Annotated in this window: 14 protein-coding genes; 11 read left to right on the top strand and 3 right to left on the bottom strand. The window is 66.0% G+C overall.

From position 1 onward, the window contains the following. Positions 1–117 precede the first annotated feature (117 nt). The 3 genes from ACIBK2_RS20560 (at position 118) to ACIBK2_RS20550 (ending at position 3,091) form a co-directional block, all read left to right on the top strand. Complete coding sequence (locus ACIBK2_RS20560; protein ID WP_396969106.1) at positions 118–1,725, top strand: ABC transporter substrate-binding protein; 1,608 nt, start codon at positions 118–120, stop codon at positions 1,723–1,725. A 129-nt stretch (positions 1,726–1,854) separates the two neighbouring features. Further along, complete coding sequence (locus ACIBK2_RS20555; RefSeq protein WP_396969105.1) at positions 1,855–2,286, top strand: anti-sigma factor; 432 nt, start codon at positions 1,855–1,857, stop codon at positions 2,284–2,286. Further along, the gene (locus ACIBK2_RS20550; protein ID WP_396969104.1) at positions 2,276–3,091 is read left to right on the top strand and encodes an RNA polymerase sigma factor SigF; all 816 of its coding nucleotides are present in this window, start codon (positions 2,276–2,278) and stop codon (positions 3,089–3,091) included. The genes ACIBK2_RS20555 and ACIBK2_RS20550 overlap by 11 nt, the downstream gene beginning before the upstream one ends. On the opposite strand, the gene ACIBK2_RS20545 is transcribed toward ACIBK2_RS20550, so the two are convergent. Next, positions 3,080–3,775 (bottom strand): DUF998 domain-containing protein, encoded by a 696-nt coding sequence (locus ACIBK2_RS20545; RefSeq protein ID WP_396969103.1) that lies wholly within the window; start codon positions 3,773–3,775, stop codon positions 3,080–3,082. The two genes, ACIBK2_RS20550 and ACIBK2_RS20545, sit on opposite strands and share 12 nt — an antisense overlap. Positions 3,776–3,907: 132 nt before the next feature. Between ACIBK2_RS20545 and ACIBK2_RS20540 the strand changes: the two genes are divergently transcribed. The 3 genes from ACIBK2_RS20540 (at position 3,908) to ACIBK2_RS20530 (ending at position 5,586) form a co-directional block, all read left to right on the top strand. After that, positions 3,908–4,525, top strand: coding sequence for a hypothetical protein (locus tag ACIBK2_RS20540; RefSeq protein ID WP_396969102.1), 618 nt, complete (start codon positions 3,908–3,910; stop codon positions 4,523–4,525). Between the two features lie 59 nt (positions 4,526–4,584). After that, positions 4,585–4,740 (top strand): DUF6131 family protein, encoded by a 156-nt coding sequence (locus tag ACIBK2_RS20535; RefSeq protein WP_396969101.1) that lies wholly within the window; start codon positions 4,585–4,587, stop codon positions 4,738–4,740. A gap of 99 nt (positions 4,741–4,839) precedes the next feature. Then, a complete protein-coding gene (locus ACIBK2_RS20530; RefSeq protein ID WP_396969100.1) occupies positions 4,840–5,586 on the top strand; it encodes an NYN domain-containing protein in 747 nt (248 codons plus the stop codon). A 13-nt stretch (positions 5,587–5,599) separates the two neighbouring features. Here the strand turns inward: ACIBK2_RS20530 and ACIBK2_RS20525 are convergent, their stop codons facing one another. Then, a complete protein-coding gene (locus tag ACIBK2_RS20525; protein ID WP_396969099.1) occupies positions 5,600–7,120 on the bottom strand; it encodes a multicopper oxidase family protein in 1,521 nt (506 codons plus the stop codon). A 204-nt stretch (positions 7,121–7,324) separates the two neighbouring features. Here ACIBK2_RS20525 and ACIBK2_RS20520 point away from each other — a divergent pair, with 204 nt between their 5' ends. The 5 genes from ACIBK2_RS20520 (at position 7,325) to ACIBK2_RS20500 (ending at position 12,279) form a co-directional block, all read left to right on the top strand. Continuing rightward, positions 7,325–8,506, top strand: coding sequence for a sensor histidine kinase (locus tag ACIBK2_RS20520; protein ID WP_396969098.1), 1,182 nt, complete (start codon positions 7,325–7,327; stop codon positions 8,504–8,506). Further along, on the top strand, positions 8,503–9,138 hold the full coding sequence (locus tag ACIBK2_RS20515) for a response regulator (RefSeq protein WP_396969097.1): 636 nt from the start codon (positions 8,503–8,505) through the stop codon (positions 9,136–9,138). The genes ACIBK2_RS20520 and ACIBK2_RS20515 overlap by 4 nt, the downstream gene beginning before the upstream one ends. Before the next feature lie 95 nt (positions 9,139–9,233). Continuing rightward, the gene (locus ACIBK2_RS20510; protein WP_396969096.1) at positions 9,234–9,707 is read left to right on the top strand and encodes a helix-turn-helix domain-containing protein; all 474 of its coding nucleotides are present in this window, start codon (positions 9,234–9,236) and stop codon (positions 9,705–9,707) included. 64 nt (positions 9,708–9,771) lie between these two features. Then, positions 9,772–10,389, top strand: coding sequence for a PIN domain-containing protein (locus ACIBK2_RS20505; protein WP_396969095.1), 618 nt, complete (start codon positions 9,772–9,774; stop codon positions 10,387–10,389). 123 nt (positions 10,390–10,512) lie between these two features. Continuing rightward, positions 10,513–12,279, top strand: a complete 1,767-nt coding sequence (locus tag ACIBK2_RS20500) for a gamma-glutamyltransferase family protein (RefSeq protein ID WP_396969094.1) — start codon at positions 10,513–10,515, stop codon at positions 12,277–12,279. On the opposite strand, the gene ACIBK2_RS20495 is transcribed toward ACIBK2_RS20500, so the two are convergent. Continuing rightward, complete coding sequence (locus ACIBK2_RS20495; protein ID WP_396969093.1) at positions 12,261–13,139, bottom strand: hypothetical protein; 879 nt, start codon at positions 13,137–13,139, stop codon at positions 12,261–12,263. The two genes, ACIBK2_RS20500 and ACIBK2_RS20495, sit on opposite strands and share 19 nt — an antisense overlap. Positions 13,140–13,187 lie beyond the last annotated feature (48 nt).

Here is a 13,187-nt window from a genome sequence, read left to right as displayed (position 1 = left end):
ACAGCGCTCGGCGGAATCGCTACTGTCCGAGGACATTCAAGGCAGATCGTGTCGGCAAGCGCTGGTGACCTCACGCGTGTCGCGGGTTCTGCCCCTTCTCGACCTGGGGAGAACGCAGTGAGATTCACAAGAGCTGGTGCGTTGGCGGCGGCGGCATTACTGGCCACAAGCCTGGGATTGGCCGGATGTTCGTCGGACGACAGCACCGACGCGGGCATCGTCACGACCAATATCACCGAGCCGCAGAACCCGTTGCTGCCGGCCAACAACAACGACAACAACGGCAGCCGCGTCGTCGACCGGCTCTTCGCCGGGCTGAAGTATTACGACGCCAACGGCGAGGCCCATGACGACATGGCGCAGTCGATCGAGACGACGGACCGGAAGAACTACAAGATCACCCTCAAGCCGGACTGGAAGTTCACCGACGGCACCACGGTGACGGCGAAGTCGTACGTCGACGCGTGGAACTACGCCGCGCTCGGCACCAACACGCAGCTGCAGGGCTACGTCTTCTCGAACATTGTCGGCTACGACGAGGTGGCGGCGGAAAAGCCGACGGCACAGGCGATGTCGGGCCTGAAGGTGGTCGACGACCGCACCTTCACCATCGCGCTGAAGAGCCCGTCGATCGACTTCGAACTCGCGCTCGGCTTCACCCCGTTCTATCCGCTGCCGGAGGCGGCGTTCAAGGACATCAAGGCGTTCGGCGAGAACCCCATCGGCAACGGCCCGTACAAGATGGCGCGCACCGGCGCGTGGGAACACAACGTCAAGGTCGATCTGGTGCCGAACCCGGACTACAAGGGCGCGCGCCCGGCCAAGAACAAGGGCCTGCGGTTCACCATGTACCAGTCGTTCGACACGGCCTACGCGGATCTGCTGGCGGGCAACCTCGACACACTCGACACGATCCCGGACAGCGCGGTGTCGTCCTACAAGAAGGACCTCGGCGATCGCGCGATCACCAAGCCGACCGCGCAGAACCAGCACATCAGCAGCCAGACCAACATCCCGCACCTCGGCGGTGCCGAAGGCGTGCTGCGCCGCAAGGCGCTCTCGATGGCGATCAACCGAGACCAGATCTGCGACAACATCTTCCACGGCACCAGGGTGCCGTCGCGCGACTTCACCGCGATCACACTGCCCGGCTTCGACGGGAATCTGCCCGGTTCCGAGGTGTTGAAGTACAACCCGGAAGAAGCCAAGAAGGTGTGGGCGCAGGCCGACGCGATCTCGCCGTGGTCGGGTCGCTACGAGATCGCTTACAACTCCGACGGCGGCCACCAGGCCTGGATCGAGGCGGTGGCCAACAGCATCAAGAACACGCTCGGCATCGAGGCCATCGGCTCGCCGTACCCGACGTTCAAGGACATCCGGACCGCGATCACCGCGCGGACCATCGGTAAGGCGTTCCGCTACGGCTGGCAGGGCGACTACCCGACGATGCTGCAATTCCTCACGGCGGAGTACTACACGGGCGCGGGGACCAACAATGTCGACTACGCGAACCCCGAGTTCGACAAGCTCATCGACGCCGCGCTGGCCGCGCCGTCCCCGGCGGAGTCCTACAAGCTGGTCGCACAGGCGCAGGGCTTGCTGTTCCGCGATATGGCCGACATTCCGGTGCTCGATTACATCGCCACCGCGGGGCGAGGGACGCAGGTGAAGAAGGCCGAACTCACCTGGAACGGCCAGTTCGATTTCGAGAATATCGAGAAGTAACACCCCGATGCGTCGCGCCGTCGGCAACGACGGCGCGGCGGCACGGGTGTGCCCGCTGCCGGGTTCGGTGCGATCCGAGTAGGCTGACCCGTCGATCGGACACGCGCAGGTAAATGAGGTGGTGGCGGAATGAGTGAACGGGTATCCGAATCCGTGACGGGGACAACCACGGTCGCCGTCACGGTGCCCGCGTCTCCGGAGCAGTTGACGATGCTGCGCGCGCTCGCCGAGACCGTGCTGCTGATCGCCGATTTCGGGCTCGACGAGGTGACCGATATCCGGCTCGCGCTCGACGAGATCGCGACCGTGCTGATGCAGGACGCGGCACCCGGTTCGACGATCGATTGCGCGTTCTCCTATCGCGAAGGCGTACTCAACGCCAATATCCGCGCGGTGGGCTTGTCCGAAACCGAGGTCGGGACAGGCAGTTTCGGCTGGCACATCGTGCAGACCCTGACCGAATCGGTCACCGCGACCAGGGCGCCGTTCGATGACGCTGTCTCCGGCTACCCGACTGTCGTCGACTTCGTCTGGGCCCGGGGCGACCTCGATGAACAATGAGGCAACGGCGTCGGGCGTAGGCCATGAGCCGCGCCGACGCGGTGGGGACAGCTACGACAATATCGAGCCGCTGTTCCACGAGCTGAGCGAGCTCGACGCCGACGATCCGCAGCGGGTAGTGGTGCGCGAGGAGCTGATCAGTCGCTGCCTGCCGCTGGCCGAGCACATCGCCCGCAAGTTCACCGGGCGCGGCGAGAACTTCGACGACCTGTTGCAGATCGCCCGTGTCGGCATGGTGGCTGCGGTGGATCGTTTCGACGCGTCGCACGGTTCGCCGTTCCTGGCGTTCGCGGTGCCGACCATCATGGGTGAGGTGCGCAGGCACTTCCGCGACTACACCTGGTCGGTGCGAGTGCCGCGGCGGCTCAAGGAGATTCAGCAGACCATCGCGCCGACCATCGAGACGCTGGCGCAGCGGCTCGGCCGGATGCCCAAGGCGCGCGAGATCGCCGAGGAGCTCGGCGCCGACCTCGTCGAGGTCACTCAGGCGCTGATCGCCCGCAACGCCTACCAGACCTCCTCGATCGATGTGGGTCTGGACAGCGATGATGACAACGCGCCGCGCTCGCCGCTGGACACCCTCGGGGCCGAAGAGCCGGAATATCAAACCGTCGAGGACTATCTCGCGGTGAAACCGCTCATCGCGGCGCTGCCGGAACGCGAACGCCAGGTGCTGATCATGCGCTTCTTCGAGTCCAAGACCCAGGATCAGATCGCCGCGCAGCTGGGCGTCTCGCAGATGCAGGTCTCGCGCATTCTGTCCAAAACACTGAGTACGTTGCGGGAACAGGCTTTACGCGACTGACCCGACCGGCTCCGGTGTTTCGTAAATGAGCGGTGGCCGGATCAGCTGACGCACGGCGTCGCGGACCGGACTGAGCGCGATGGCGGCACCGGTCACCGCCATCCAGGTCGGCAGCGGGTAGAAGACGAGCCGCTCGGTGATGCCGATCTGCAGGCCGACGGCCAGCACAATCATGCCCGTGATCCCGGCCAGCGCGCAGACGGCGGCCCAGACCGCGGCGAGGCGACGCTGTTTCCACAGCCAGACCGTCAGCAGGATCAACACGATGTGCCGCGACACGAACGCGGGCAGGACGGCGAGGAAGTGCACGACCACGCCGTCGCTGGACGGGACCAGGCCGGTTGCCGCGGTGCTGAGGCCGATGATGATCGCCAGCGCCACGATCGCCCATTGGCGGCGGCCGCACGGCAGGAAGTCGCGGAATCCGATGGCGCCGGCGATCGTCACCAGGCCGAGCGTCACGAAGGTCGCGTTCATGACCAGGTGCAGTGGGGAGCACATGTTCGGCGTGCAGGCCGTGACGCCCAGGTCGCTGATGGTGTCGTGGCGGAAGCTGTAGGCCTTCTTCCAGGCCGTGGCGGTGACCAACTCCGCGAGCAGATAGAGGAACGTCATCGCCCAGGCGATGCCTGCGGCGGTGTGCCGGAAGTGTGCGGTGCGGCCGTCGACGGGCTGGGGATGCACGAGCGCCTGATTTCGGGATCGCGGTTCGGAGCGTGCTGTCTCAACTGTAGTTCATCAGTGTAGGTCTACACTGTTGACATAGTGGCCTGGGCGGCGTGTACTGGGAAGACACCCACAGATCCGAGGATCATCATGATCGTCATCATCGGGCTCGTCGTGCTGCTGGCCGCCGTCATCGTCGGGGTCACCGGCGTCTTCGCCAACAGCGGCAGTACGCACGCGCTCACCGACAACTTCGGCGTTTTCGGCTATCACGTCACCGGCTCCACCGGAGTGCTATTCCTCTACGGCGTTGTCGTCGGCGCCATCGGGCTGGCCGGGCTGAGCCTGCTACTCGCCGGGGCCAGGCACACCGCCCGCCGCGGTGCCAGCGCGCGCCGCGAGCTCAAAGAAACCCGCCAGACTCCGGTGTACGGCAGTCGGCGGATGCCAGATCAGCCGCCGCCGAATATGCCCGTCCGCACCGATCCCACCGGCACCGACGCCGGGTCTGGTGCGGTCCGCAACGTCGCCGGGCAGGGAACAGGCGGTCAACCCCTACCCGGCGGCCAAAGCCGTCCGCCTGCTGGACCGCAGCCCTCCGAGACTCAGCCCGCGCGCGGTAGCCAGCGCCGATTGTTCAGGGCGAAGCCTGCCGGCCCGCTCCCGGCCGACGCCGCGGGTAACGATCGGCCCGCAACCGGTAGCCAAGGTCGATTGTTCAAATCGAAGCCTGCCGACTCCCAACCCGTGGACACCGCGCGCGGCTGATCGTGCAGTTATCTCAATCCTTAAGTCATTCAACGTAATTCGAAATCGGGTAGCTGTTCATGATCGTGCTCGGCCTGGTCTTTCTCATCGCCGGATTCTTCCTCGGCATCCATTTCCTCACGGTCGCCGGCATCCTCGTCCTCATCCTGGGTGCGGTGCTGATGGTCGCGGGCGGCACCGGCCATCCGGTGGGCGGCAGGCGGCACTACTACTGAGCGCCCAGTCCCTGATGCCACGTTCTGTGGTGTCGGTCGGTCGGCGAGGGCCTGGCGGGCTACCGTTGTCCGGTAGCCGACCGACGAATGGGGAATGCCTTGAGCAGCGACAACGCTACCCGGCTTGCGGTGCTGATCGACGCCGACAATGCCCAGCCCGGCATCGCCGACGGGCTGTTGGCCGAGGTGGCGAAGTACGGGACGGCGCACGTCAAGCGGGCCTACGGCGACTGGACCAGCACGAACCTGAAGGGATGGAAGGATCAGCTGCTCGCGCAGTCGATTCAGCCGATCCAGCAGTTCGGCTACACCACCGGCAAGAATGCCACCGACTCGGCGATGATCATCGACGCGATGGATCTGCTGTACACCGGCAATCTCGACGGCTTCGTAATCGTGTCCAGTGACAGCGATTTCACCCGCCTGGCCAGCCGCATTCGCGAATCCGGGCGCACCGTCTACGGATTCGGTCAGCACAAGACGCCGAAGCCGTTCGTCGCCGCCTGCGACAAGTTCATCTATACCGAAAACCTCACCGGCACAACGGACGAGTCGCCGACGCCGACGCGGCGGCCCGCCGCCAATCAGCTCAAGGGTGACGCCAAGCTGATGAATCTGCTTCGCAATGCCGTCGATGCCGCCTCGGATGATTCGGGCTGGGCGACGTTGTCCAGTGTGGGCTCGATCATCAACAAGCAGCGGCCCGACTTCGACCCGCGCACTTACGGTTACAGCAAGCTCGGTGAACTCTTCGCCGCTACAACGCTTTTCGATCTGGATACGCGTAGCCCCGGGGAAGGTAAGCAGGCTGTCACTTACGTTCGTGACGTCCGTAACCGCTCCTGACCGTCGGTGCGGGTCAGCCGTGATGACCCGGTTTGCTCCCGGTCGTCCCGGAACCCATACCGGGCATGTCCATTCGCATCGGCGCGGCCTGCTGGCCGGGGGCGAGCACCAGGAATTGGCCCATCATGCCGTGGTCCTCGTGCAGCAATAGGTGGCAGTGGAACATGTAGGGATAGGTCGGGTCGCTGTGCTGCGCGAAACGCATGGCCAGCCGGTAGGTGAATTGTGGCTCGGTGTAGAGCGTGTCCTTCCAGCCTGCCAGGGCGGGTGGTGGGGCTTGTCCATCGATGTCGACCACCTGGAACTGGACGTCGTGCACGTGGAAGTTGTGCGGCCAGTTGTCGTTGTTGCGCACCGACCAGACCTGTGTGCTGTCGACGGGGATGGTCATGTCGATCCGGTTCATGTCCATCTGACGGCCGTTGATCATGAACCACTTCAGTTCGAAGGTGTAGTCCGGTGTGGTTCCGGGTGCCGCGAGAGCAGGGATCGTGGTGAGCGAATCCGGCACGGGGGCAGACTGTTCGAGCTTTCCCGCGCGGAGCTGCAGGATGTCGAAGGTGTCGTCGAATCCGAAGGCGGCGGCGCGATCGATGTTCCTGCGCTGCTCGATCGGCAAGGAGCGCAACATGATTCGCTCGTCACTGGGTAATTCGACCACGATCTCGACGCGTTCGCCCGGACTCACCTGGATGTCGCGCAGCGTTGCCGGTGCCGTGAGCAAGCCGCCGTCGGTGCCTATGAGCTGGAAGGCGCGCTGGTCGTCGAAGGCCAGGTTGTAGATCCGGCCCGACGATCCGTTGAGTACGCGCAGGCGAACCCGGCCGGTGCGAACGTCCAGATGCGCGCCCGCGATGCCGTTGACGACGATGGTGTCGCCGAGCAGGCCGACGTCGGTGGGATCGGATTCGTCCAGTGCGCCGGTCGCTGTGAAGCGCCGATCCTGGATGACGAGCGGAATGTCGTCGACCCCATACTCTTTCGGCAGATCCAGGGTGTCGGTGGTCTCGTCGTCGACGAAGAACAGCCCCGAAAGTCCTCGGTAGACATGCTTTTCGGTGGCGCCGTGCGGATGCGGGTGATACCAGAGCATCGCGGCCTGCTGATCGATGGTCCACGCCGGTTCCCAGGTGCCGCCGACGGCGATCGTCTGGTGCGGGCCACCGTCGCACCGGGCGGGCACGTGCATGCCGTGCCAGTGCACCGTGGTCGGCTCCGGCAGGGAGTTCTGGATGGTGAACGCCACCGACTCGTGGCGCTTGGCCCGAAGTGTCGGGCCGAGGATCGCGCCGTTGTAGCCCCAGGTCGGCGTGCGCTTGCCGGGCAGGATCTCCGACGTGCCCTGCTGGATGTCGAGGGTGAAGCGGCGGACGCCGTCGGCACCCACCGACGACGCGGCGAGCGGCGGTATCGGGAGTGGCCTGGTGGCTGAGGCGTTCGTCACGGAACCGGGGGTCGGCGCGCCGGATCGCGCCGCGCATCCGGCGAGCGGCACTACGGCGAGTCCAGCGAGGAAGCCTCGTCTCGAGACCACGGTTTACTCCTTCGATCGGTGTCCCATCCAGCTTTGATTGCCGAGGGGTTGCAGAGATCGTTCGAGGAGTCGCCTTTTGTGGGTGTTCGCTCCGCCCGCGGACCCTTGTGGAAGCGGGCACGACGTGCTAGCGGCAGGCCGCCGTGCGGTGACGCGCCCGGTGCCATCTGCGGCGGCTGATTCGCAGTCCCCTACCGTTGACGTGTGACGGAGATCCGGGTGCGGCGCGATGTGCGGCTGATCGTGCGCTGCCTGCCGCAGGTGCTGGTCCCGGTGCTGTTGGTGGCGAGCACCTTCCCCGGCCAGTACCAGGTGCCCTGGAGTTACTGGCTGCTTGCCATGTTCGCGTGCTGGTCGTTCCTGGTGGGGGATCGGTGGCCGCTGGCCGTCTCGATCGCGCTCTCGGCCCTCGCCGTGCCGATGTTCCGCATGCACCCGTGGGGGTTGTCGGGACTGGTGCCGTTTCTCGGTGCCGTCGCGCTGGTCGAAGTGGCGATGCGCACCCGGCAGAACTGGCGGGTGGCGGTCGCGGCGGCCTGCTGGGCGCTGGCCGTGCTGCTCGGCCAGTGGGGCAGCCACGAAGCCACCCTCTGGGGTGCGGCCACCGTCGTCGAGACGGGCACCTACGTCGGTGTGCCCTTGCTACTCGGGCTGTACCTGCGCGGCCAACGCGACCTCGCCGCGAGCCTGCGCCTGCGCGCGGCCGACGCCGAAACCCGCAGGGCCGAAGCCGAATTGCGCACCAGGGCGGCCGAACGCAGCGCCATGGCACGGGAGCTGCACGATCTGATCGCGCACCATATGGCCTCGATCGTGCTGCGTGTCGGCATCGCCCGCCATGTCGTCGCCGATCAGGATCCCCGGGTGAACGCGGTGCTCGACGACGTGCGCGCCACCGCGGCCGACGCGCTCGCCGACATCCGCCGGTTGCTCGCCGCGCTGCGCGATCCCGCGCTCGGCGAGGTCGCGCTGGTGGACGCGGACGCCGTGCGGACCGAGCTGGCCGCGGCGGTGCGCCGCGTCGAGGTAGCCGGGTTCACCGTCGAGTCCGACATCGCACCGGAGCTGACCGGACTCGACGCGATCGGCAGGCTCACCCTGCTGCGGCTGGTGCAGGAATCGCTCACCAACGTGATGAAGCACGCCGAGCCCACCACCCCGGTTCAGATTCGGGTGGTCCGCCGCGCCGAGGGGATCGCCGTCCACGTCCGCAGCGGCACCGCCGTCTCCGGCACGAACCCCGCCGGTCACGGCATCATCGGCATGCGGGAACGAGTCGAACTCGCGGGCGGTACGTTCGCCGTCGGGGCGACCGCACAAGGGTGGGAAGTCGACGCCTGGCTCCCCGGCGTCGAGACATCGATCGGAGCGGAGGCCACGCGATGATCACCGTGCTACTGGTCGACGATCAACGCCTGGTCCGCGCCGGCCTGCGCATGCTCATCGAATCCACCCCCGATTTCGCGGTCGTCGGCGAGGCCGCCAACGGCATCGAAGCCATCCGCCTGAACGCCGAACTGTCGCCCGACCTGATCCTGATGGACCTGCGCATGCCCGGCCTGGACGGCGTCGCCGCCACCGAACAGATCGTCGCGGCCCGCCCCGAGGCAAAAGTCCTGGTACTCACCACCTTCGACGACGACGATCACCTCTTCCCCGCCCTGGCCGCAGGCGCCACCGGCTACCTCGTCAAGGACACCGCCCCCACCGACCTGCTCACCGCCATCCGCCGCACCGCCGACGGCGACATCCTCTTCTCCCCACCCCTCATGCGCCGCCTGGTCGACCGCGCCATCGAAACCCGCCCCACCCCCAAACCCCAACCCGCACAACCGCCCCTGACCCCCCGCGAACACGAAGTCCTCACCCTCATCGCCGAAGGCCTCAGCAACCAAGAAATAGCCACCCACCTCCACCTAGGCATAACCACCATCAAAACCCACGTAGCCAACCTGATGGACAAAACCGCCTGCGACAACCGAGTCCGCCTAGCCGTCTACGCCCACAAACTCACCTGACCCGCCCGAGGTCCGCCACGCCCAAGTTGGTTGCACTTATAAGTGCAAAGAGCTACGTTGGACTGACCACCTATCGCAGGAAGGAGCACGAGCCGATGGGCGAGACGATCATTCGCGACGACAGGGCGGTCCTGTCGATTAGCTCCAGCGAAGTCGAGCAGGCTCGTGTGTTCAAGGCCCGCGTCGACCAGGTCCAGCATGCTGCCGCAGACGCGGATGCGGCTGGAGTTCTGATCGGTCTCCGCGGCGGCGACACCGTGGAGATGCCTGCCGAACTGTCCTCGCTCATCGGCCAGGTTCTCGACTTGGTCAGCCGTGGCTGCACGGTCACCGTAGCCAGCGTGCCCAACGAACTGACCACAACGACCGCCGCGAAGATTCTCGGTATGTCTCGCCCCACCTTGATGAAGTTGGTCAAGGAGGGCGCAATCCCTGCGCACAAGGTCCGATCCCACACCAGGCTGCTCAGCAAAGACGTTTTCGCATTCAAAGAACAGCAAAGCGCAGAGCAACGTCACGCCTTCGACGAACTCCGTCAACTCGAAGACGACTTGGGCCTGGTCGACTGACCAATTTGCCTGCATAACAGCCCATTTCGGTAACGCACATGCTGTCGCTTGTACCATGCTCGGCATGGTCAGCGGGTGGGGTACGAACGTTCTGGTCGACGCCAACATCTTGTACTCACGCACGCTCCGTGACTGGCTAGCCTTGCTGTACCTGCAGGGTGGCGGCGAGATGTTCGAGGTCATGTGGACCGACGACATCATGGCAGAGTTCCACTATCACCTGCGTAAGAAGAACCCGTTCCTCGATGACGCTCAGGTGGGTGGTATCCGGCGCAGGCTGGAGAGTGTGTTCAAGGCCGGACGGATCAGCGGTTACCCGGTTGATGCCGCTGGGACGTATCCGGATCCGGGTGATGCGCACGTCCATTGTGCCGCTGTCCATGGCAACGTCGATATCCTGCTGACAGACAACGTCAAACATTTCCGCGAGATCGACGATCTCCCGTACGAGATCTACTCGGCCGACGAGTTTTTCGAGCTCGTCGACGATACCGCCCCGCATGCCGTGCTTGCTGTGACGAGGGAACAACTCGTCTACCACGTTCGAAGGAGTGGCAATGGCAGCGTGTCCCTACCTGAGATGTTGAAGAAGGCCGGTGCGCCGTTGTTTGCCGAGCGGGTTCGGCAACACCTCAACGCAGTCGACCTCACAGCACTTCTGAGCGCGCCCGCATCGTCGTAGGCCACACGCTGCTAGAGGGCGCGCCGTTGTGTGGACGGGTGTAGGGGGTATGGCGTTGGGGTCGGTACTTTTTCATGGGTATTCGCGCCTGTCCGGGTGCGGAGTGAGATCGGAGGGGTTGGGATGTTCACCACCAGGCCGACATTGCGGGGGACGTTCGGGATGGTGTCGTCTACGCATTGGCTGGCGTCGCAGTCGGCTATGGGGGTGCTCGAGGGGGGTGGGAATGCGTTTGATGCGGCGGTTGCTGCTGGGTTCGTGTTGCATGTGGTGGAGCCGCATTTGAATGGGCCTGCGGGGGAGGTGCCGATGATGCTGGCTCCGGTGGGGGAGTCGGTGCGGGTGTTGTGTGGGCAGGGGGCGGCGCCGGCGGGTGCGAGCGCGGCGCATTATCGTGGGCTGGGGCTCGACTTCGTGCCCGGTACCGGGCCGTTGGCGGCCGCGGTGCCTGGCGCTTTCGATGCCTGGATGGTGTTGTTGCGTGATTACGGCACAAGGTCTTTGGCTGAGCTGCTGCGTTATGCCATCGGGTATGCCGAGGATGGGCATCCGCCCGTGCCGCAGTTTCAGCAGCAGGTGGCGAAGGTTCGCGAGCTGTTCGCGACCGAGTGGACCTCCTCGGCGGAGGTCTATTTGCGGGACGGCGCGGCGCCGAAACTCGGTGAGCTGTTTCGCAATCCGGCGCTCGGTCGGACCTGGCGTCGGTTGATCGATCAGGCCGTTGCCGAGGGTGGTGGCGACCGAGTCGCCGAAATCGAAGCGGCACGGCGGATTTGGCGCACCGGGTTCATTGCCGAGGCGATCGTGCGGCAGTCGGCGCGACCCACCCTCGATACCAGCGGCGAGCGGCATGTCGGCACTTTGGCGGCGGCGGATCTGGCCGACTGGTCGGCGACTTACGAATCGCCGACGACCTACGACTGGCAGGGGTGGACGCTCTGCAAGGTCGGGCCGTGGAGTCAGGGGCCTGCCTTCCTGCAGCAGCTCGCCCTGCTGCCCGATGAGCTGCCCGCGTATGGCTCCGCCGAGTACGTCCATCTGCTCATCGAGGGCTGCAAGCTGGCGATGGCCGACCGCGAGGCGTGGTACGGCGACGTGCCCGATGTGCCGGTGCCCGTGCTGCTTTCGGCGTCGTACAACGCACAGCGCCGAAAGCTGATCGAAGCGAAGGCGTCCTATGAGCTGCGCCCCGGCCGCCCGGATGGACGTACACCGCTGCTCAGCTCGCATATCGGTGGCTCGGAGCCGGTACCCGAGGCAGTCGGTGCGGGTGAACCAGCTCTCGCCAGCACCGGTGAAGTACGCGGCGACACTTGCCATTTCGACATCGTCGACCAGTGGGGCAACATGATCTCGGCGACCCCGAGCGGCGGCTGGCTGCAATCGAACCCCGTCATCCCGGAGCTCGGCTTCCCGCTCGGCACCCGCCTGCAGATGGCCTGGCTGGACGAGGGTTTGCCGAACACCCTTGTCCCGGGCCATCGTCCGCGCTCCACCTTGACTCCCGCACTGGCGCTGCGCGACGGCGTGCCGGTGCTGGCCTTCGGCACCCCCGGCGGCGATCAGCAGGACCAGTGGCAGGTGCACTTCTTCCTGTCCGTCGCCTACGGCGGCCTCGACCTGCAGGCCGCGATCGACGCGCCCAACTGGCACAACTCGTCGTTCCCCAGCTCGTTCTACCCGCGTGAGATGGAGCCGGGCCGGGTCGTCGTCGAGTCGAGGATGGACGAGTCGGTCATCGAAGACCTGCGCCGCCGCGGCCACGACGTCACAGTTGGCGGACCGTGGTCGGAAGGTCGCCTGTGCGCTGTCGCGCGTGACCCGGAGTCTGGGATGCTGTCCGCGGCGGCGAACCCGCGTGGCATGCAGGGTTACGCCGTCGGCCGCTGAACCCGGTCCGCGCGCTTGGCCCGGATCCGCCGGTCACCACGAGTGCGAGTGGCGGCCGCGACAACACGGGTGAGCGCGTCGGCCTCGAGTTGTGTCGGATCGACGGTCGGTCCGCCATAACGGAACAGGTCGCCCTCGACGAGCGCCGCCAGCCGCGGTTCACCGAGGCTGTTCGCGGCGAACGTATAGACCGGGACCCGTTTCGGCAGGATCAGACCGAAGTCGATGGCCCGAGCCGCGCGTCCCTCGTCCGCGAGCAACTGGTGAATCGAGTAGTCGTGCAACGGGTATCGCCGTGGGAAGACATTGCGCAGGTCCAGGAACAGCCCGACCGAGCTGCTGCGCGGATCGGCGACGCGCGGCCCGAGGCGGGCAAACCGGCCGAGGGCCAGGGCGGGGCACTCGATCAGGGCATGGGTGAACAGCACCCGAGCCAGCGTCACGTTGATCATGAGCTGCTCGACCTCGAGTTCGGCCTCGGCCAGCTGCTGGTTCTCCAGATAGCCCGCGACGATGCTGAGGTTGTGCGCCCGATACCAGCTGACCGGCGACGGTGCGGCGAGAAACCGCTGCCACAGTCGCGCACCGGGCGTCGACGCGGGACTGCTTGCGCCGAGCAGCGTGGCTTCCAGTTGATCATGCAGGAGACGATCGTTGACCGCGCGCCACCACGGACTACCCGAAACCGGGTGCAGGACGCCGCGGGTCAGTTCCCAGCGGAGAAAGGTCAGTTCGGCGCGCGCGTAGGCGCTCAGCCGCGCCGGATAGCAGCCGGACGCCAGCGCCAACCGCTGCTCGGGGTCCGCGTGCGCGGCTGCCACCCGTTGCGCGGCAAGCTCGCTGGCACGATCGGGGTTCATCGTCGCTCACTGTACCGAGACTGCGCGGACTCGGCTCGGGACGAAGCG

It is taken from the genome of Nocardia sp. NPDC050175, from assembly GCF_044459885.1.
In the GTDB taxonomy this organism is placed as follows: Bacteria; Actinomycetota; Actinomycetes; order Mycobacteriales; family Mycobacteriaceae; genus Nocardia.
The sequence above is the reverse complement of the archived record's forward strand: the minus strand, read 5'-3'. Positions and strand labels throughout refer to the sequence as shown.

What these genes read in the sequence shown, in the direction of transcription:
- ACIBK2_RS20555 (WP_396969105.1), top strand. Translation starts at nt 1,855, where the DNA reads ATGAGTGAACGGGTATCCGAATCCGTGACGGGGACAACCACGGTCGCC.
- ACIBK2_RS20505 (WP_396969095.1), top strand. Translation starts at nt 9,772, where the DNA reads ATGGTCAGCGGGTGGGGTACGAACGTTCTGGTCGACGCCAACATCTTG.
- ACIBK2_RS20535 (WP_396969101.1), top strand. Translation starts at nt 4,585, where the DNA reads ATGATCGTGCTCGGCCTGGTCTTTCTCATCGCCGGATTCTTCCTCGGC.
- ACIBK2_RS20515 (WP_396969097.1), top strand. Translation starts at nt 8,503, where the DNA reads ATGATCACCGTGCTACTGGTCGACGATCAACGCCTGGTCCGCGCCGGC.
- ACIBK2_RS20510 (WP_396969096.1), top strand. Translation starts at nt 9,234, where the DNA reads ATGGGCGAGACGATCATTCGCGACGACAGGGCGGTCCTGTCGATTAGC.
- ACIBK2_RS20500 (WP_396969094.1), top strand. Translation starts at nt 10,513, where the DNA reads ATGTTCACCACCAGGCCGACATTGCGGGGGACGTTCGGGATGGTGTCG.
- ACIBK2_RS20540 (WP_396969102.1), top strand. Translation starts at nt 3,908, where the DNA reads ATGATCGTCATCATCGGGCTCGTCGTGCTGCTGGCCGCCGTCATCGTC.
- ACIBK2_RS20495 (WP_396969093.1), bottom strand. Translation starts at nt 13,139, where the DNA reads ATGAACCCCGATCGTGCCAGCGAGCTTGCCGCGCAACGGGTGGCAGCC.
- ACIBK2_RS20550 (WP_396969104.1), top strand. Translation starts at nt 2,276, where the DNA reads ATGAACAATGAGGCAACGGCGTCGGGCGTAGGCCATGAGCCGCGCCGA.